Genomic DNA, 18,228 nt, shown 5'->3' with positions numbered 1-18,228 from the left:
GTATCCTCTGCTCAAACCATTTGTTAAATTGGCAGTGTATATAGCAATACACCTGCCTCTGATAAATCAACTAGCAGGTAGCTACTTATTAGTTAGTCTTTAATACAGGTCCGGGCAAGGTACCTGGTATCAATTCAAAATCCATAGTGAAAGTAGTCAGCATATTTAATAGCTCATCATAAGGTTTACGATCTCCTTTTAACGTAGCTTTACCTTCCTTAATTTTATCATCAAGGCTTGTTGTCCCCATCATCACGTCATTAAGCTCAGAACGATTCATCGTAATAGTAAGATCAGCTTTGGGTGACTGAACCCCTTCAATATTGATAAGTGCGGAATTGCTTAGTTCAATCAAGTACTTCTCATCATTGTCAGGAGTAACAAAGTTAATAGTAAAATGCTTACCCTCTGTCTTAGTTGTGTCTAAACGCACAGCCAAAAAATCCAACCATAGTGCCGTCGACATGCCACGAATTACATCAGGGCCAGATTTTGGTGATGCACCACTTGGTATACCATGGCGTAACTCGTAAGCAGCAGCAAGAAAGCTATTACGAACACTCGGGCTTTCTTTTTGATAACCAATTTGTTCATATACATCAGCCAGTAAGTCTTTTGCAGGTTGGTTTTTAGGCTCGGCATAAACCAACTTGTTCAGAATTTCAATGGCATAGAAATACTTACCCTTATCGTAAAGTTGTTGACCTTTACTCATGATCTTCTTCGCCCCCCCCATCATTTCCACATACAACGGGGCTGAATCTTCAGGAGAAAGAGGCATCAGAGTCGCAGGGTTAGCATCCCAATATCCTAAATAGCGATTAATAACCGCGCGGCTATTGTGCTCTTCAGAGCCATGGTAGCTATGCGCAGACCATTGGTTTTTCAAGCTATCGGGTAATTTGTAGACATTATGGATCTGGTTAACGGTCACACCTTGGTTAGCCAAATGTAATACCTGGTTGTTTAGGTGGGCATAGGTATCCCGTTGGGTGCGCATCACTTCCTGAATACGCTCATTTCCCCAGCGTGGCCAACTATGTGATGCAAACATGACATCTGCTTCTTGGCCATATTTGTAAAGTGCTACGTTGATTTGTTTGGACCATTCCAATGCATCACGAACTAAAGCCCCACGCAGAGTGTAAATGTTGTGAATGGTGCCAGTAATATTTTCAGCGGCCCAAAAAGCATTCATATCAGGAAACCAAGTATTCATTTCTGCGGGCGCTTCAGTACCGGGTGTATTCTAGAATTCCATTTTGATACCATCAACAGTCATTGTTTCAAAGTCTTTTTGGATAATGACATTCGGTTCAATTAGACCAGTATTACCAGCAGCGACGTTTTTACCAATTGATTCATCAACATGACCAAATGGACTGCGTGGCAGCAATGAACCATATTGAAAAAACAAGCGACGCGTCATTGCATTACCGGCCATTACATTCTCGGAAACTGCATGGTGCATAAACCCTGTAGATGCAATAATTTTCACTTTGCCACTTTTAACATCTGCTTCATCAACAACACCACGAACGCCTCCAAAATGGTCACCGTGAGAGTGCGAGTAAACAACGGCCACAACAGGCCGTTCACCTAGTTGTTCATTGATGAATTTAAGTGCGGCGGCGGCAGTTTCTTTTGCTGTTAAAGGATCAAAAATTATCCAACCTGTATCACCTTTTATAAAACTGATATTAGCCAGATCATAACCGCGTATCTGGTAAATTTTTCCCGGTAATACTTCGTATAGGCCATAAGCCATGTTAAGAATGGCCTGACGCTGTAGAGAAGGATGCATGCTGTCAAAGTTATTTCCTTCTTCAAGTAAAAACTCGTAGCTCCCCATGTCCCATGCTACATTTCCCGCTTCAGCCATAATTTGCTTATATTGTGGCGCTGCAATAAAACCTCTCTTTGCTTCTTCAAAATCACGTTTGTCTTCAAAAGGCAGATTTTTACGATGTTCGGATTGTAATTCAATGGTAAATATCGAAGGCAATTTGCCTTTTTCATCGAAGTGTTTAATCGAGTCGCTGACGATTACATCACTACCACCTGCTGCAAAAGCCGTTGAAAACACGCTACAAACAAGTACGGATGTAATTGCTAATCGAATTGATTTTTGAATCATGCTTCTCTCCTATTTTGATAATTAGTATCGCAAGTCCAGTAGCATATAATGTGCAATGGCTTTTACATGCCTTACTGAACTGATATTGCAGGTTAGCAACCTCTTATCATTTACATTAATACGTTGTCTCTCTTAGAAAATAGTAATGCAATGCAGCGCTCTGGTTTTTTCAACACCTGTAGACATAGAAATAAGAAAGCTTCCAACAATGACGACGAAAATAAGCATTAGGAACATGAGCTTGTGGAATACTTTGGGGATCATTCCATATTTATTATCTACATTTCTTATCACAATCGTTTCTTCAATCTTAAAACCAATAACTTAGAGCACACAAATTGATTAAATAATAATCAAAACTTAGTATATATGATTATAATTTTCGGATAAATATGCTAAAAAGAAACTCATTGTCTACAAAAGTTAACTAATATGAATGTTATTCCTTACTTAGAAACTTTCTCTTCTGTTGTTGAACACGGCAGTTTTACTTCCGCTGCCAACAAATTGGGTATATCCAAATCCGTTGTGAGTAAAAAAATATCGCTACTCGAAGCGCATTTAGGCGTTCAGCTACTTCACCGCACAACTCGGCGTTTAAATCTCACGCCGGCTGGGGAGATATTCTCGAGTTACGCACTGCGGATAATGTCAGATGTTAGAGAAGCTGAGTTCTCTGTTTTACCTCAACAAAGTGAGGCCCGGGGACGGTTACGGATTTCTGTTCCAGAAAGCCTTGCTGGCTCATTACTACCAGAAGTACTATTGCGATTCCAACAAGAATTCCCAAAGGTTGAACTGGATGTAAGCGTATCTGGACGATGGGTAGACCTTATAGAAGAAGGCATTGATGTCGCATTACGCGTTGGGGAACTAGAGAGTTCGAGTTTGATCTCTAAACGACTGATGCCATGTCACTTTCATGTTTGCGCATCTCCCGAATACTTCAAAAAGAATGGCAAGCCTCAACACCCAAATGATCTGAAAGCACATAACTGCTTTGTTTATTCTCAAATTCCGAATTCGGATAATTGGATATTTAAAGATAATCAGGGGCATAGCCTTAGTATTAAAGTAAAAGGTAACCTACGTTCCGGTGCAGGTAACATATTGATGAATTCAGCACTGAACAGTAATGGGATATTTATCGGGCCCACTTTTATGGTTGCTAGTGCTTTAGATGATGGAAAGCTAGAAACGGTATTAGAACAATATGCATCAACGGCGACAGGATTATATGCCCTCTATCCACGTAGTGCTTTCGTTCCTCTAAAAGTACGTGCTTTTGTGGATTTCATTGCTGAGTCATGGCGGGATTGAACCAAAATCGGGCGCTAGCACAAAAAGGCAAAAACGATAGATATAGCCTAATAATCACCCATTTCAATAGTTTCTAACTGAATTCCAATTAGGGCAAAAGCCTGACGAGGTGACCAATTTCACTATGCCACTGCACCGCTACGTGCCGGAGCCATCAGTCAGAGGGTGGTGAAAAGAACACCCTCACCTTTTGTCTGAGTGATTTTGACGGAGAAAAACCGTCAACAAACATATTTCTCCACTCAGTAAAGGTGACCGTCCATGGGTTAAAACTCTTAATGGGTTTGGATATCCCATAACGAACGGGCTCATGTTCTGGTTCAAACGAACCAAATAATTTATCCCAAACAATGAGCACACCTGCGTAGTTTTTATCGATATATTGAGCGTTAACGCCGTGGTGAACACGGTGATGAGAAGGCGTATTAAATACGTACTCTAAAGGGCCTAAAGTACGTACCCATTGCGTATGAACAAAGAACTGCAAGCTAAGGTTAAACAGTACCGCAAAGATAACCCAACTGGGCTCAAAACCGATCAATACTAATGGTACCCAAAATAACCACATACCAGCGAAAGGATACATTAAGCTCTGGCGAAACGCAGTGCTAAAGTTCATCCGCTCAGAGCTATGGTGTACAACATGCGCCGCCCACATCCAGCGAATACGGTGGCTTCCCCTGTGAAACCAATAATAGAAGAAATCTTGCAGCAGCATGAGCAAGGCGAAGCTGGCTAGGTTCATGTCAATATCAAACATCCTCCAACCAAAAAGCCAAATATAGAGATTAACGATCAAGAGACCAGTCACTAAATCACTCAATTGGTGCATCCCTGCTAACATAAAGTTACATAGCACTTCATTGCGTTGATAGTTGGCGTTTTCAGGTAAGCGACCTGATTTTTGACCTAAATAATACTCGGCCAGCATACACAATAGAAATACCGGAACTAAAGCAAGAAGAAGCCATTCAGGGTGATCAATTAAAAATGAGATGTCCATGTTCATCCTTACCAACGTGCAAAATGGTCTTCCGTTAAACCAAGGCAATTGACCAGTTCATACGTGTTACCCGACGAATCTATTATCGTCCCATTGAAATGGCCAATAAACTGACGAAAATTGCTTTTAAGTAGCCATAGGTTGAGCTTTTCACTGCGCTTATTAAGCCCGGTGAACGTTAAGTTAACTTGTCCATCACGCGAGTAGATTCGCCAAGGTTTCTCTTGATTGCTTCGATCGAATTCGAAGTGAACAGGCCCAAGAAAATGACGAGTGCCGTCAATCCATAACGCATTTTCACAATCGCCCGTTTCATTCACACCAGCGGCCAAATTAAGCCCCAACTTAACTTGGTCCAACGTTGTATTGATGCTCGCCCAGCGCCAACTGGTTTCTCTTCTCATGTAACCTGCCGAAAAATCGTAGCTAGCGAGCGCCTGTTCCAAACGGATCGTTTCACCATCGATACTAAGCTGCCCAGCCACAGATAGTGCGTTGTGTTTTTGAGTGTAAGTCCAACCAGAATAACCCGTCGGTGTACACATCGACAAAGGTAAGCTTTCTAAATGGGTTATAAGAGATAGATTTGCATGAATAGCGTTGCTGTTAATTATCACTCGCCACTGTTGTTGATGAATATCGAACTTTATCGGCTCACCATCAAGTGTTGAGATGCCATTACTAGGTGAGTTTGTCATCGTAGAGGCGATACCAAGTGGTTTAATCCAACTTACTTCTGATAGCTTATTTTTCTCAATATCATAAAGATAACAGAAGGCGGTTGTTGCATAGCGAATATCCGCGATGGCCAAACCAATGACATAATTTTCCGTCACAATACTGGTAAACTGAAACTGTTTATAATGAAAGTATTTCGCCCACTTTCTCGATATCTTGTCCATTTCTGTGGTGTAGCGAAAGTGCTCTACTCCAAGTCTTAAAGGGACACCGTCAAATTGACCAAATATCGGCTGTCCATCTTGTTTGATAAGCGATTTTGGAGCTGGCATAGTATTAAACATAGACTCACAGATAACATTTTATTAACACAGCTCTAGTTTGCAACGTTATCGCTCTATTTAGGAGTATTATTAACCAACTTTTTAATAGTTAGCTCACAATTAGAGTAAAAACTTTTAATCGTGGACATACCAGTATAGGTACAAAAGAAGCACTCAGATACAAATAAAGCGCACTATAGATACCACAATGGAACCGAACTGAGTTTCCTATCACGATTTGATACCCCCGTCATTATCTGACCACAGTAACACCTTGTTCGAGTGTCTTAATTATGAAATACTCTGTTCACATTTTAGTCACATATTGATGGCAGAGTTTTAAAAACACAAGAAAATCCAATCAAAACAACGCAGTTCAGTTAGGGAAAACACTATGACATTTAAACTACGCACACTCGCTACCGTTGCATTGACCAGCGCAATGATTCCTGCTTTGGCACAAGCGGACACTCTACGACTACTCACTTGGGGAGGTTATGCCCCCGATGAAGTGATCGATATGTTTGAAAAAGAGACAGGTATAGACGTCAAGGTTACGACCTCCAATAATGAAGACATGATTTCCAAACTCCGTGCCACTGGTGGTTCTGGTTTCGATTTGGCTCAGCCATCTCAAGACCGAATTGCAGGTGCGCAAGCTGAATTTAATATCTACAAACCGATCGACTTATCCAAAATCGATGCCAAGCAGTTCATTCCTTCAATGCTGAAATCGACTCAAGCAATCACCAGTGTAGACAACAGTGTATACGGTGTTCCCCATATTTGGGGCACCAGCGGACTTGTAGTCAACACAAAAACAGCGTCCGATATTTCTGACTACACCGACCTGTGTAATGCCGATTACCAAGGAAAAGTCAGTTACCGTCTTAAGCGTCCTACTCTGATTGGTTTCGCTTTTGCTATGGGTGAAGACCCGTTTGCGGCCTATGCCGATCAAGCACAATATCAAAAAATATTGGATAAGGTCGAAGCCAAACTTGTTGAATGTAAAGGCAATGTCAAAACCTACTGGAGTGGCTCTGACGCACTGATGAACCTGTTGCGTACCGAAGAGATTGTGGCCAGTATGGCGTGGGATGCCGGCGGTTGGAAACTCAACCAAGAAAATACCGACATCGAGTACATTGCGCCGTCATCAGGTGCATTGGGTTGGGTTGATACCTTTACACTGCCACGTAAAACGAAAAACGAAGCGGCTGCTTATCAGTGGATCAACTTTGTAATGCGTCCGGAAATTGCTGCTAAAATCACAGAATCTGCGGGTAACTTTACGGCATCTCAAGGTAGTGATGAGTTTGTAAATGAAGACGCAAAAGCGCGATTCCAAAAGAGCTTTCCTCAAGCGGCCATTGACAACATTAAGTGGTACCCAGCCGTGCCCGCCGGACTTGAAGAAATGGAAGGCATGACCCTAGATCGAATCAAAGCCTCAAATTAATCTGGCATTACTACTGCCATACTCGTTTAGGTAGTTACCTCCCCCTGCTGAGCATTGTCTCAGCAGGGAATGTGTTTTTTCAAGGAACATCGACGACTTATTTATGCCCCAGCCCGATTACATTCTACAATGCCATGAGTTAGGAAAGCAGTTTGAGCAATTCACAGCTGTGCACAACCTAGAACTGAACATTCACGCCGGTGAGTTTTTCTCAATACTTGGTCCGTCAGGATGCGGTAAAACAACGCTACTGCGTATGTTAGCGGGGTTTGAGTCTCCAAGCCACGGCCGCATTGTACTCAATTCACACGATGTGACCGACACACCGCCAAACAAACGACCCCTTAACATGGTGTTTCAACATCTCGCATTATTCCCCAACATGAGCGTTGCTGATAACGTCGCGTTTGGTTTAAAACAACGTGGTGAAAATAGCGACCAAATTAAAGTCAAAGTGCAAGACATTCTTCAACGAGTTGATCTTCACGGCAGCGGAACTAAGCGAACTCACCAATTGTCCGGAGGACAAAAACAACGAGTAGCGTTAGCACGTTCATTAGTGTTAGAGCCAAAAGTTCTACTTTTGGATGAGCCGTTAGGCGCATTAGATCTAAAACTTCGCGAGCAGATGAAAATTGAACTCAAACACTTGCAAAAAGCCTTTGGCACGACATTTATCTACATCACTCACGATCAGAGTGAAGCCTTGATGATGTCGGATCGAATCGCGGTTATGAACGCAGGTCGCTTCGAGCAAATTGGAACGCCGAGCGAGTTGTACATGCGACCATCTACGCCCTTCGTTGCAGAATTTGTAGGCGAAAATAATACCATTGTCACCAAAGTTGTAGACATGACGTCATCCACTTTGTCCGTTGTCAGTCAGAACGATGTGGCGCTTACATTACCACGCTCCTGCTGCCAAACCGCGCTCAAAACCAACCAAACCGTTAAGATATATCTTCGACCTGAAGCGCTCACCATGAGCAACAATCCCATCGATGGCGAACCCATATTAGGCAAGCTCAAAGAGTTATTGTTTGATGGTGCAGCCAGTGGCGCGATTGTTTCTACTAATCTCGGTGATCTTCGGTTGTCTATTACCCCAAATCAACTAAACGACCTGCAGTCAAAACAGCGCACAGAACGATCTGAAGACATCGCTGTGGAACTGAGGTGGGACCCTAGTCAGGCTATAGCATTAGGGATCTCCGAATGAGCAAAAAATGGACACTCGCTTTGTTCCTTACACCCGCTATCGTATGGCTATTAATGCTGATAGTGATTCCACATCTTCAGTTAGTCGAATTGGCGTTCTCCAATAGAGGCGATGGATGGACAGTTAAGCACTTTAACAACTTTTTTCAGCACAGCATTTACTGGAATACCTTTGTTCGGACCGCTTGGATGTCAATTTTAGCAACGGTGTTTACTTTACTGCTTGCCTTTCCAGTGGCTTATTACATTGCGAAAGTGGCGACCGGAGCCAATAAGCTCATCTTATTGATGGTGTGCATCCTGCCATTTTGGCTCAGCGAACTGATTCGTGCCTATGGCTGGATGATCATCCTTCGTGAATCAGGGCTGTTGAGTAACGCCCTGATGTGGGTAGGGTTTACCGAACAGCGCATCGAATTTTTATACAATGACTACACCATCATCATGGGGCTCGTCTACAACGGGTTGCTATTTATGGTGGTGCCTCTGGTCAGTGCGCTAGACAGCCTAGACGATAGCCACATTGAAGCGGCTTTCGACCTTGGTGCCAGTCGTTGGGTTGCTTTAAAAGATATCGTAATTCCTCATGCTCTTCCCGGCATTGTTTCGGGATGCATTATTGTCTTTATGCTCAGCCTAGGAAACTACCTAATACCCAACCTCATGGGGGGCAAAGATAGCTTATGGTTCACCGAGCAAATCTTCACTCAGTTCATTACGCGCTTTAATTGGGAGCAAGGTTCTGCATTGGGATTACTGCTACTATTGTTGTCATCGGTAATGGTGTGGATCGGGTTGAAGATCAGTGGCCAGTCTTTACAGTCCACTGTAGGACGCTAGGAGAATATATGATCCCTTCAGTACCATTTAACACTTCAAGAAAGAAAATTTACCAGTGCTTTATCGCAATATTCTTTGTCTTTTTACTGCTGCCCTTGGTAGTGGTGGTGGTGTTTTCCTTTCACGACGCCGCTTACCCATCACTGCCTTGGAAAGGCGCGAGTACCGTTTGGTATGTGGGTGATAGTGCACCCTATGTAGGTCTTTTTAACGATGAAAATTTGTTGTCTAGTGTACTCACAAGTGTTCAAGTCGCGCTGGGGGTAACCCTAGTGTCAACGCTTTTAGGGCTCAGCAATGCACACTTACTGGTTCGATTTCAATTCCGCTACAAAGAACTTCTTTCCGTATTGATGTTGGTTCCCTTAGTGATCCCCGGTGTCATTTTAGGTGTCTCTATTTTAGTCACATCCAGTACGATGGCAAATTGGGTCGATGAGGTTTGGGCATGGGAATGGGAATGGGCCAGGCCCGGGTTGATTTTGGTTGTATTAGGTCAGGCTGCGTTCATCACTTCCATCACAACGCTTGTTATATTGGCTCGTTATCGACGATTTGATCCTAGCTTAGAAGAAGCGGCGCTCAATTTGGGTGCGACACCATTGAGAGCATTTAACGCGGTTACCTTACCGTTTTTACGCCCAACATTGGTTAGTACTGCTATCGTCGGTTTTTTAATGTCCTTCGAAAATTTTAATACTACTTTGATGCTAGTTGGCTCCGATTCACCATTAACGGTCGAGATGTTTCAACGAGTACGAGAAGGTACAACCCCTGTGGTCAATGCGGTTTCAGTAGCATTGATGCTAGGATCTACCGTACTTGCTGGTTTGTATACATGGTTTCAACATAAAGCTCAGCAAACGAAGTCCTGACGCATTATGACCAACGATCGCCTCGTTATCACAGCTACCTGCGATAACGAGGCGATACAGCTTAAAATAGTCCGCAAGTAAGACATCATCGACTTTCTTCCCTTGACTACCATACCTACACTTCAGAATTGCTTAAAGGTATTAAGAAAAGTAACCGTTTTATCTCTACCGGATTCAATTGATTGTTCAGCCACCAGCTAATCATAAAACTAAGAAGCCAGCGATAATATATCGCTGGCTTAGGCATTACTATTAACCAATTGATATAATTAAATAAATGCAAGTATTGGTGAAACACACAATAAAATACCAGTGATAATGATAAGATTCGTTGCCCAACCTTTGTATTTTGCAAGGTGCGGCACTTTATAAACCAAGTAGGCAGGAATAAGACAACCAACCAAGCCAAACACGGGGCTGCAGATTGATGTAAATGATAGGATAGGCGCATTAATTGCGATTGCGCTCCATGCCAATAGAATAATGAAAACGACAACTAATTTACTGATTAAGTCTTTGTTGATGCTAGATTCATCACGATTACGCAATAACATATTCATAGCTAAACCAGTACACGCTTCTTTAAAGGCTAAAAACACACCAAAAAACGAAGTCACTACGGCGAAAATGTTAATAATTATTCCTGCAACTGTTGCCCAACTGCCTGGGAAATATTGAGCAATAATAGCCAACGCAGAGATGTTTTGGTGCATCGCTTGCGCTGCTTGCTCTTGACTGATTGCTAACGTAAAAGAAACGGCAAAGAAGAAAACAACCACGAACAAAATTGTGAAGGCAATTTTCATCGCTCTAGATGCTTTATAGCGCGCAACTTCAATTGATTTTTCATGAGAGCGGTAAGAGATTACCATTGGGCTAAGAGATTGAATAAATAGAATTGACGTTAGAGTGAATGGTAACGTGATAATTGCATCTTTGAGCATAGAACCCCAATGACCAAAATCTGGTACATTTGCCATGTCCCATCTTGCCATTAAGAGCACACCCATGACCGCCACTAATGATAAAACGGTTACAGCCATAACTCCTGATAGTTTAAATAGTAATTTTTCACCTTTAGAGCCAATAAAAGATAGCACGCAGATCAACGCTAAACCGTAGAACACATTGTCGTTTAAATGACCTTCAGTAACACCAAACGAGTGTAGATACGAGGAACTGTCGTTGGTAACGGCTAGCGAGTATACCAACACCCAAATGACTAACATGACAAAATATAGCGCACCTAACAACATGCCCCAGTTTTTACCTAAGTATCCTGTTATAACACCTGGATAATCGGTACATTCTTTTGACTCAGCCAATGTATTAATGAAAAGTTTTTGGAAAAGATACATTGCTGGATAGCCGATAACAGAAGAAAGTAGGAAAACCCATAACCCCATAACACCTACTTGTACTGGCAGAAATACGATACCCGCTCCTATTGCCATGCCAATGCTCATAACAATCCAACCAATATCAACGCTGTCAAACTTAGTTGCGTTCTTCCATTCTTGAATGGTCATTCCTGCGATTTCATGTGGTTCTTTGTTACTGGTTGACGCATCCGATCCAGTATTAATAATATCCGTCATTGTAGACTCCGAAAGGTTCGATTTTTATTAGTAAGCAATAAACTTTTGTACTTGATTTTATTGCTCTTATTTAGATAACGGAAGGAAGAATACGCCTATTTTTAGAGAAAAAAATTTCAAATTTTCCACCAAAACGGCTCGAGGGAGAAAATTATTATCACTAGTCGATAAATACATAACTATAATTCTTTGTATTGATTTAAAATAACAAACAAGAAAACCCTGCGACTCACTAATGTGCTTCAGATCGCACATTAAGCAATAGATAACACTGCTTTGAAATTTATTAATGGTGATTTATATCACAAATATTTATTTTTGCAGAATTTTTAATTTTAGATTCTATATCTAGAGAGGATCGTGACTATTGGAAATGCAACTGTTTTAGGAGGGGTGTACACATTGGAACGTTAAGTCGTAAAATCTCAATGTTAATGAACAACATTGAGATCAGACAACGTATTATCAATCCTTCAATATTAGTAGACAATATTGCGCCTAATTATTTATTTTGTAGCAACTACCTCTATTTCAACTTTGGCATCCAGAGGTAGTCTAGCCACTTCTACACAACTTCGCGCGGGGCAATTATCCCCAAAAAACTCCGCGTAAGCATTATTGATAATTGAAAAATCATTTAGATCTTTCACAAACACGGTTGTTTTAACAATATAAGTTTTATCCAATCCGGCTTGCTTTAATATTGCTTCTACATTTAATAATGATTGACGGGTTTGTTCCCCGACATCTTCCGACATTTTTCCGGTATTAGGATTAATTGGTAATTGGCCTGATGTATATAATGTTGTATCGGTGAGTTTTGCTGGGTGTGTCGTTGTTGGTTTATTAATGAATGAATTGATCTTGTTGAACGAACGCTTTTATTTGCTTTGCCGTTTTCGAGCTATAAATAATACTGGTATGGCTGCTTTCCAGCATTACATGGTCTGTCATACCTTGCAACTTAGTTTCATTAATGGTGACAGTACCGTCAGACCTCTCTTTGTCCCTTAGTAAAACGGATCTAATTCCCAAAGGAAGATTGCCAGCAATAGAGCCCACCTTTTGCTCTCCGCTCCAAACCCGGTAAGTTGGCTCCAAGCCATATAGAATCGAATTTCCCAGTAGCCTACTACAATTAAGTTCGACTAACCGCTGAGCTATTGAAGAACCGTTCAGAGGGCTAGCAAGCGTGACTAAGTGCGAAATGGAGTCATAGCTAGGTTTTTTACTCTCTAAAAACGACAAGGCTAACAAGCCACCTAACGAGTGCCCTACTATGATATTGGGTTTTGATGGATTTAGAGCCCTTTCTATCTTCTCGAACAAATGGTCGACATTAATATTTCGGCTGTTATAGCTGATTATCTCAACGTCAAAACCCTCCCTTTGCAATCTTTTTGACAATGGTTTCATCACTATTCCATGCATAAATAAACCATGCAATATTATAATTTTATCCACTGTTCATCCTCTTCATCATTACCAATGATTCAAATAACCTCACCATATAGACGGTCTCGCACCATCGGCATAGCTAAGGGCTATTTGATACGCACTGTGGACGCGAAATTGATGAGTGCAACGGTTTTTGATTACAGCATAAATAGAATTTAGGGGCAAAAGTATTATTAAATAAAAATTCTAGCCCGTAAACCAAATGCCCAAGTATTGTCCTCACTAGAAAAGGCGGGGTCAACTTTTCATGACCCACAAAAACAGGCTATAGCCGTTATCAATGGTTATGCTCATTAATCACATGTCAAAAACTATCAAATTTAACCCCTTGTCATAATGTAAATAATTGCATACAGAAAGCAATTAAATATTTTACACATTCCTTTGATCTCTTGTCAGATATGCTACACAATCCTTCCCTCTCATTCATACTGACTAAGCAATAGCTTGCAAGCAGTGTTTAAACCTATTCATACACTCACAGCCGTAAAGAAATATATACAATGATAAATTCCAAGATTTTAGGCAGTACTTTGATTATCGCGGGTACCACGATAGGTGCAGGGATGCTTGCTCTTCCTTTAGCGTCCGCTGGGATAGGCTTCCCAACCTCTTTAACCATAATGCTGGTACTTTGGTTATTGATGACTTACACCGCACTACTTATGCTAGAGCTGCATCAACATGCGCCTTCGAATGCAACCTTGCATACGTTAGCCAAACAATTTTTGGGCGATAAGGGGAAATGGGTTGCCAGCATTGCGATGTTATTTCTGTTTTATGCACTCTGCTCAGCGTATATCGCTGGAGGCGGTGCTCAGTTTGGTGAACGGATTTCTCAGTTTACAGGGATAGAAGTCGACGGATCGATAGCAACGGTTATCTTTACCATTATTGTCGCCTTTATTGTTACGGTTGGAACCCGAACAGTTGATCATATCAATCGCGTTCTCTTTGCAACCAAACTTGTGGCAATGGTTACCGTACTGTTTTTCCTTGCGCCCAATGTTACTGAATCTTATCTTCTTAATATGCCTCTACAACAAGGGCTCATTGTGGCCTCTATTCCGGTGATATTTACCTCTTTTGGTTTTCATGGAAGCATTCCCGCGATTGTAAATTACCTAGACGGTGATACTAAGGCTTTGAAAAAAGCGGTAGTGATCGGTTCAGCCATCCCACTAGTTGTTTACCTCTTCTGGCAAATAATGACACTCGGCGTCATTAGCCAGCAAGAATTGTCTGAAAGCAAAGGATTGAGTGCGTTGATTTCTGCTTTGGCTACCAAGATCCACTTTAGCCAGCTTGATCAAATCATCGGAATTTTTGCTGACCTTGCTCTACTCACCTCCTTTTTAGGGGTTAGCCTTGGTTTATTTGAATACCTTGGTGATTCATTAAATAAAAACAAGGGCAAACTGAATCGTGTGCTATCTGCGTTTGTGACGTTTTTACCCCCAATGTGTTTTGCTTTATTCTACCCGCAAGGTTTTATTATGGCACTAGGTTATGCCGCTATTGCCCTCGCGGTATTGGCCATATTTCTTCCTGTTGTTATGATAAAAAAAGTAAGAAAGGACAGCCGCTATGAAGGAACGTACAAAGTGAAGGGTGGAAACGTTTCATTAGCTTTGGTTTCGTCTTTCGGGGTATTAATTGTTGCGGCTCAGTTCTTGATCACCGTCGGTTACCTCCCTTCTCTGGGTTAAGTTCTAGATAAAGAGAGGCGATTCCAGCCTCTCTTTAACCATTCAATTAAACAACTAACCTTAGAATGAGTCCCAAACAAATTCGGCCACTTTCCCCTTTATTCTGTTCTTTCTCTTCGCAATATATATAGGCACCAGATCATCATCTTTTAGCCAGTCAAGCTGAATCAGTTTCCCAGATTCTAGATCTTCACTAATCAATGGCAGTGGCAATCGGCCCCAGCCAAGGCCATGCACGATGATGTCACGTTTCGAGTGTGTGTCAGATACTTTCCATTGTAACGAATCGGTATGAACACCAACGCTATAGTCACTATCAGGGAGCGTACTTCTTTGAATAATCTGAGGGTATTTATACAAATCTTTGATCGTTCGGTTAGATGCAGGGATATCTAAAAAGGGGTGCTGTGATGAAACGGTTAATACCATTTTGACTTCATCAATTTGTTTATAATCGAGATCTTTCTTGTTTTTTATTGTCTCGAAAATCGCCAAATCAACCATGCCTGTCGTGAGCATCTTCTCCCCACTTAGAATTTCTCTCTCTAATTGAATCTCGGTTTGAGGGAAGGCTGACATCGCGTTGGCAATCACTGGATGAACCATGTCCATCCCATAGATACCAGATACACTCAACCGAAAAAATGACTCTATGTGTGATTCGAGCTGCGAACATTTTATTAATAAGTGTTCGTATTCGATCAATAACTTTTTTGAGCTCTCTAAAAAGTCTTTTCCCTTGGCGGTTAGCTGACTTTTATAACCACTGCGTTCAATGACTTTAAAGCCCAATTGCTCTTCGAGTCGCTTTATAGAATAGATCAAAGCTGACTTAGCTTTGCCTTGCCTTTCAGCCGCCATATTAAAGCTCCCGTATTCAACAAGGGCTTTGAGGCATTGGATTTGTTCAATCGTAATATGATGCATGGTCTAAATTTAGCACAAATAAACATAAAATTGGGTCTTTTTTTTATTTTACAGAACCCTATTATTGAACCATCAAATACAAAGCGATCTACACAAAAATGCTGACGAATACATTTACGTTAGAAAGCACTCGAATAATCTTAAAGGAGACACAAAATGAAAGTATGGCACATTGATTCAAGCGGAAGAGGCGAGCAATCCCACAGCAGAAGAATCACTAATCAGTTCATCGATAGTCTATCGAAGAAAAAAAATATTGAAATCAGTAGATTAAACGTTGCGACAGGGCTACCTTTTTTAACAGACTCAATGATACAAGGTTATTTCACGCCAGAGAAGGAGAGAACGGCCGAGCAAACATTGGACCTAAATACATCCAATCGCATCGTAGAGTCGGCTAAAAATGCAGACGTGTGGGTTATTGGTATTCCTATCTATAATTTCTCAATGCCCGCGTCATTTAAAGCCTTTTTTGATCTGCTGATTCGTTTACAAGAAACTTTTTCATATGGTGAAAATGGCCCTATTGGCTTGCTAGAAAACAAACAGGTGTATGTTGTAGTCACATCAGGCGGTACGGAAATTGGTGCCGATAACGACTTTCTTACGCCTTGGTTAACCTACTGCTTAAACTTTATCGGTGTCACCAATGTACAGATAATAAAGGCCGACAAATACACCCCAGAAAAAGACACGGCTATTCAACATCAAATAGAAGCCATGACACAATCACTAGCCTAACCAGTGAACAACATTAATAGTGCGGGTGATTCCACTAGGCCATTTGCGCCATATCTGATCGAATTGCTGGATGAATAAATGAACGTGGGAAATCTTAGACATACCATTAAAAAAGTCCACCTAATAAAAGTGGACTTATAGAGCTCTGTAACATTATTGACCCACTGATTTGATATAAAAGACATGAACGCTTTGTTAACGCTATTCGTTGTCAGCAAACCACCCACTTTTTAAAATAGATTGTGCTCTTTTTTACCCGCGTACATCAGCGCACCTTCAATCGCATCAAATTGTGGCTCAACAATCCATTGCTGCACGGGTGGTGAGAGCCAGAGTTTGATTCGCTCGGCGATACTCCCCATTAGGCAAATCTGGTTTGCACCTTTCTTGTGTAGAGCAACAAGAAACATCTCAATATCACAGGCAGTCTGTTTTAGTAAGCTAATAGCAAGTTCATCACCTGATTGCGCATAACGAAATATCGCAGGTGAAAACTGACCATAATCGCACGGTAGCGCACTTTTAGACCATTCAACAATGCAATCTGCATCGTGATTAAAATGCGCCATAACATGCTCCGTAAGCGGCGTTTTTACGCCAATGCCGTCTTCAGAAAGCAAAGTTTTTTGAATCAAATGTAAGCCCATGATAGCACCACTCCCTTGATCCGAGATTGGAAACTCTCTGCCTCCAACAACGTGTTGCTTTCCGTTCTCAAGAAAAATACCACAAGACCCAGTGCCCGCGATCATAATCGCACCGGTCTCGCCATTATGGGCACCAACACACGCACCGTAAGCATCGGTATTTAACGTCATGCTGGCAAAAGGATGACGTTGTTTCATGAATTCATGCCAAGCCGATTTTTGCTCCGCTCCTGCTAATGCCAGTCCAATATGCATTTTGGGAAAGACTGACTCGCTTAAACCACCAGAGTAGGCTGCTTCAGTTATGGATTCGATGATCGAACGCATCGCAACTTGAATACCAAGCAGAATATTGGCACTACCACTTTTTGCTTCACCAACAAGGACCCCCTCTTGAGTACGAATCCGAGCTCGGCAAGAGGTTCCACCGCCATCCACACCAACCAAATACAACGTCATAATACCTATATTAACCTCTCTGGTTTACTTGCAATAACGCGTTACTCATTCACATCAAGTGTCATATCAGCAATGAAACAATATCGGTCACCCAGATACCAATAGCGTGTGTATTCAACACAGCGATCAACGCTATCAAACCCTCTACGTTCGATATACAAAACAGCGCTCCCTTCAGGCACCTCTAAATACTTAGCGGTACGTTTGTCCGCAGGACGGGCGGTGATGGTTTGCATCGCTCTTATTGGTAAAGAGCCTTTAAATTTCAGCGTATCATACAGAGAATCGTCTACTTCACCGCTATCAGCTATGACGCTAGAAGGTACACAAGCAACCTCGATCGCTAGGGGTTTGTCGTCAGCAAAACGTAATCGCCAATAATGCCCTACCTGACTGTTCTGAGGAATACCCAGCGCAAGGGCTTCTTGAGTACTGGCGAGGCAGTTTTCTTTTGTTATCCAGTGGGTCGAAGGTTTCATGTCTCTAGCCTGCATATCTTTGGTAAAATTATACTGATCGGAGAGATGCAATTTTGGCGGAACTGGAGAATAGTCGTTGTAGGGTTCAATCTGAACACCTTGACGCGGAATCAGTTTAACAACGCCTTGCTTAGCAAGTTCATCTATCGCTTTGGAAACAGTGATACGAGAAACATCTAAATCAGAGGCCAAATTTCGTTGAGGTGGAAGAAACTCTCCCTCCGACAGGATCCCTTTCTCAATGGCCATTTTTATATTGCTGGCCAGTTTTTGATAGAGCATACCAGGGGACGATGTGTCCACTTTCAGTGCATCAAGTAATGTCGAATTGAACATTTTATCCATTACCAAACC

Annotated in this window: 16 protein-coding genes and 1 pseudogene; 7 read left to right on the top strand and 10 right to left on the bottom strand. The window is 41.8% G+C overall.

Annotated elements, in window-relative coordinates:
* Nucleotides 1-88: 88 nt before the first annotated feature.
* Both IUZ65_RS07475 and IUZ65_RS07470 read right to left on the bottom strand, forming a co-directional pair.
* Nucleotides 89-1,219, bottom strand: a complete 1,131-nt coding sequence (locus IUZ65_RS07475; RefSeq protein WP_229638008.1) for an alkyl/aryl-sulfatase — start codon at nucleotides 1,217-1,219, stop codon at nucleotides 89-91.
* 30 nt (nucleotides 1,220-1,249) lie between these two features.
* Complete coding sequence (locus IUZ65_RS07470; RefSeq protein ID WP_229638007.1) at nucleotides 1,250-2,137, bottom strand: MBL fold metallo-hydrolase; 888 nt, start codon at nucleotides 2,135-2,137, stop codon at nucleotides 1,250-1,252.
* Between the two features lie 432 nt (nucleotides 2,138-2,569).
* On the opposite strand from IUZ65_RS07470, the gene IUZ65_RS07465 reads away from it, so the two are divergent.
* Nucleotides 2,570-3,457, top strand: a complete 888-nt coding sequence (locus tag IUZ65_RS07465; RefSeq protein ID WP_195703139.1) for a LysR family transcriptional regulator — start codon at nucleotides 2,570-2,572, stop codon at nucleotides 3,455-3,457.
* Between the two features lie 154 nt (nucleotides 3,458-3,611).
* On the opposite strand, the gene IUZ65_RS07460 is transcribed toward IUZ65_RS07465, so the two are convergent.
* Together IUZ65_RS07460 and IUZ65_RS07455 are read right to left on the bottom strand one after the other, a co-directional pair.
* Nucleotides 3,612-4,460 carry a sterol desaturase family protein gene (locus IUZ65_RS07460; protein ID WP_195703138.1) on the bottom strand — a complete coding sequence of 283 codons (849 nt, stop codon included), beginning with the start codon at nucleotides 4,458-4,460 and terminating at the stop codon, nucleotides 3,612-3,614.
* An 8-nt stretch (nucleotides 4,461-4,468) separates the two neighbouring features.
* Nucleotides 4,469-5,482, bottom strand: coding sequence for a DUF2804 domain-containing protein (locus IUZ65_RS07455; protein WP_195703137.1), 1,014 nt, complete (start codon nucleotides 5,480-5,482; stop codon nucleotides 4,469-4,471).
* A 373-nt stretch (nucleotides 5,483-5,855) separates the two neighbouring features.
* Here IUZ65_RS07455 and IUZ65_RS07450 point away from each other — a divergent pair, with 373 nt between their 5' ends.
* The 4 genes from IUZ65_RS07450 (at nucleotide 5,856) to IUZ65_RS07435 (ending at nucleotide 9,856) form a co-directional block, all read left to right on the top strand.
* Nucleotides 5,856-6,923, top strand: a complete 1,068-nt coding sequence (locus IUZ65_RS07450; RefSeq protein ID WP_195703136.1) for an extracellular solute-binding protein — start codon at nucleotides 5,856-5,858, stop codon at nucleotides 6,921-6,923.
* A gap of 103 nt (nucleotides 6,924-7,026) precedes the next feature.
* The gene (locus IUZ65_RS07445; protein WP_195703135.1) at nucleotides 7,027-8,142 is read left to right on the top strand and encodes an ABC transporter ATP-binding protein; all 1,116 of its coding nucleotides are present in this window, start codon (nucleotides 7,027-7,029) and stop codon (nucleotides 8,140-8,142) included.
* A complete protein-coding gene (locus tag IUZ65_RS07440; RefSeq protein ID WP_195703134.1) occupies nucleotides 8,139-8,981 on the top strand; it encodes an ABC transporter permease in 843 nt (280 codons plus the stop codon). The genes IUZ65_RS07445 and IUZ65_RS07440 overlap by 4 nt, the downstream gene beginning before the upstream one ends.
* Nucleotides 8,982-8,989: 8 nt before the next feature.
* The gene (locus IUZ65_RS07435) at nucleotides 8,990-9,856 is read left to right on the top strand and encodes an ABC transporter permease (protein ID WP_195703133.1); all 867 of its coding nucleotides are present in this window, start codon (nucleotides 8,990-8,992) and stop codon (nucleotides 9,854-9,856) included.
* 269 nt (nucleotides 9,857-10,125) lie between these two features.
* Here IUZ65_RS07435 and IUZ65_RS07430 read toward each other — a convergent pair whose 3' ends face one another.
* The 3 genes and pseudogenes from IUZ65_RS07430 to IUZ65_RS07420 all read right to left on the bottom strand — a co-directional run bounded on the left by IUZ65_RS07430 (nucleotide 10,126) and on the right by IUZ65_RS07420 (nucleotide 12,918).
* Entirely contained in the window at nucleotides 10,126-11,385 is a 1,260-nt protein-coding gene (locus IUZ65_RS07430; RefSeq protein ID WP_195705036.1) for an amino acid permease, read from the bottom strand.
* A gap of 575 nt (nucleotides 11,386-11,960) precedes the next feature.
* Nucleotides 11,961-12,251: pseudogene (locus tag IUZ65_RS07425) on the bottom strand (RidA family protein); the annotation flags it as partial.
* Between the two features lie 49 nt (nucleotides 12,252-12,300).
* On the bottom strand, nucleotides 12,301-12,918 hold the full coding sequence (locus tag IUZ65_RS07420; protein WP_231363609.1) for an alpha/beta fold hydrolase: 618 nt from the start codon (nucleotides 12,916-12,918) through the stop codon (nucleotides 12,301-12,303).
* Nucleotides 12,919-13,415: 497 nt separating this feature from the next.
* On the opposite strand from IUZ65_RS07420, the gene IUZ65_RS07415 reads away from it, so the two are divergent.
* Nucleotides 13,416-14,621 (top strand): aromatic amino acid transporter, encoded by a 1,206-nt coding sequence (locus IUZ65_RS07415; protein WP_195703132.1) that lies wholly within the window; start codon nucleotides 13,416-13,418, stop codon nucleotides 14,619-14,621.
* Nucleotides 14,622-14,681: 60 nt separating this feature from the next.
* Here IUZ65_RS07415 and IUZ65_RS07410 read toward each other — a convergent pair whose 3' ends face one another.
* Nucleotides 14,682-15,482, bottom strand: a complete 801-nt coding sequence (locus IUZ65_RS07410; protein WP_229638006.1) for a LysR family transcriptional regulator — start codon at nucleotides 15,480-15,482, stop codon at nucleotides 14,682-14,684.
* A gap of 222 nt (nucleotides 15,483-15,704) precedes the next feature.
* Here IUZ65_RS07410 and IUZ65_RS07405 point away from each other — a divergent pair, with 222 nt between their 5' ends.
* Entirely contained in the window at nucleotides 15,705-16,289 is a 585-nt protein-coding gene (locus IUZ65_RS07405) for an FMN-dependent NADH-azoreductase (RefSeq protein WP_195703130.1), read from the top strand.
* Nucleotides 16,290-16,519: 230 nt separating this feature from the next.
* Here the strand turns inward: IUZ65_RS07405 and IUZ65_RS07400 are convergent, their stop codons facing one another.
* Nucleotides 16,520-17,395 carry an N-acetylglucosamine kinase gene (locus IUZ65_RS07400; RefSeq protein WP_195703129.1) on the bottom strand — a complete coding sequence of 292 codons (876 nt, stop codon included), beginning with the start codon at nucleotides 17,393-17,395 and terminating at the stop codon, nucleotides 16,520-16,522.
* A gap of 41 nt (nucleotides 17,396-17,436) precedes the next feature.
* Entirely contained in the window at nucleotides 17,437-18,219 is a 783-nt protein-coding gene (locus IUZ65_RS07395) for a GntR family transcriptional regulator (protein WP_195703128.1), read from the bottom strand.
* Nucleotides 18,220-18,228 lie beyond the last annotated feature (9 nt).

Origin of the sequence: Vibrio sp. VB16, from assembly GCF_015594925.2 — a bacterium.
In the GTDB taxonomy this organism is placed as follows: Bacteria; Pseudomonadota; Gammaproteobacteria; order Enterobacterales; family Vibrionaceae; genus Vibrio.
Note: the sequence above shows the minus strand (reverse complement) of the source record. Positions and strands in the feature narration are given on the sequence as shown.

Excerpts from the sequence above, each read along its gene's own strand:
- IUZ65_RS07475 (WP_229638008.1), bottom strand. The coding sequence starts at position 1,219 with ATGAATACTTGGTTTCCTGATATGAATGCTTTTTGGGCCGCTGAAAAT.
- IUZ65_RS07470 (WP_229638007.1), bottom strand. The coding sequence starts at position 2,137 with ATGATTCAAAAATCAATTCGATTAGCAATTACATCCGTACTTGTTTGT.
- IUZ65_RS07465 (WP_195703139.1), top strand. The coding sequence starts at position 2,570 with ATGAATGTTATTCCTTACTTAGAAACTTTCTCTTCTGTTGTTGAACAC.
- IUZ65_RS07460 (WP_195703138.1), bottom strand. The coding sequence starts at position 4,460 with ATGGACATCTCATTTTTAATTGATCACCCTGAATGGCTTCTTCTTGCT.
- IUZ65_RS07455 (WP_195703137.1), bottom strand. The coding sequence starts at position 5,482 with ATGTTTAATACTATGCCAGCTCCAAAATCGCTTATCAAACAAGATGGA.
- IUZ65_RS07450 (WP_195703136.1), top strand. The coding sequence starts at position 5,856 with ATGACATTTAAACTACGCACACTCGCTACCGTTGCATTGACCAGCGCA.
- IUZ65_RS07445 (WP_195703135.1), top strand. The coding sequence starts at position 7,027 with ATGCCCCAGCCCGATTACATTCTACAATGCCATGAGTTAGGAAAGCAG.
- IUZ65_RS07440 (WP_195703134.1), top strand. The coding sequence starts at position 8,139 with ATGAGCAAAAAATGGACACTCGCTTTGTTCCTTACACCCGCTATCGTA.
- IUZ65_RS07435 (WP_195703133.1), top strand. The coding sequence starts at position 8,990 with ATGATCCCTTCAGTACCATTTAACACTTCAAGAAAGAAAATTTACCAG.
- IUZ65_RS07430 (WP_195705036.1), bottom strand. The coding sequence starts at position 11,385 with ATGACCATTCAAGAATGGAAGAACGCAACTAAGTTTGACAGCGTTGAT.
- IUZ65_RS07415 (WP_195703132.1), top strand. The coding sequence starts at position 13,416 with ATGATAAATTCCAAGATTTTAGGCAGTACTTTGATTATCGCGGGTACC.
- IUZ65_RS07410 (WP_229638006.1), bottom strand. The coding sequence starts at position 15,482 with ATGGCGGCTGAAAGGCAAGGCAAAGCTAAGTCAGCTTTGATCTATTCT.
- IUZ65_RS07405 (WP_195703130.1), top strand. The coding sequence starts at position 15,705 with ATGAAAGTATGGCACATTGATTCAAGCGGAAGAGGCGAGCAATCCCAC.
- IUZ65_RS07400 (WP_195703129.1), bottom strand. The coding sequence starts at position 17,395 with ATGACGTTGTATTTGGTTGGTGTGGATGGCGGTGGAACCTCTTGCCGA.
- IUZ65_RS07395 (WP_195703128.1), bottom strand. The coding sequence starts at position 18,219 with ATGGATAAAATGTTCAATTCGACATTACTTGATGCACTGAAAGTGGAC.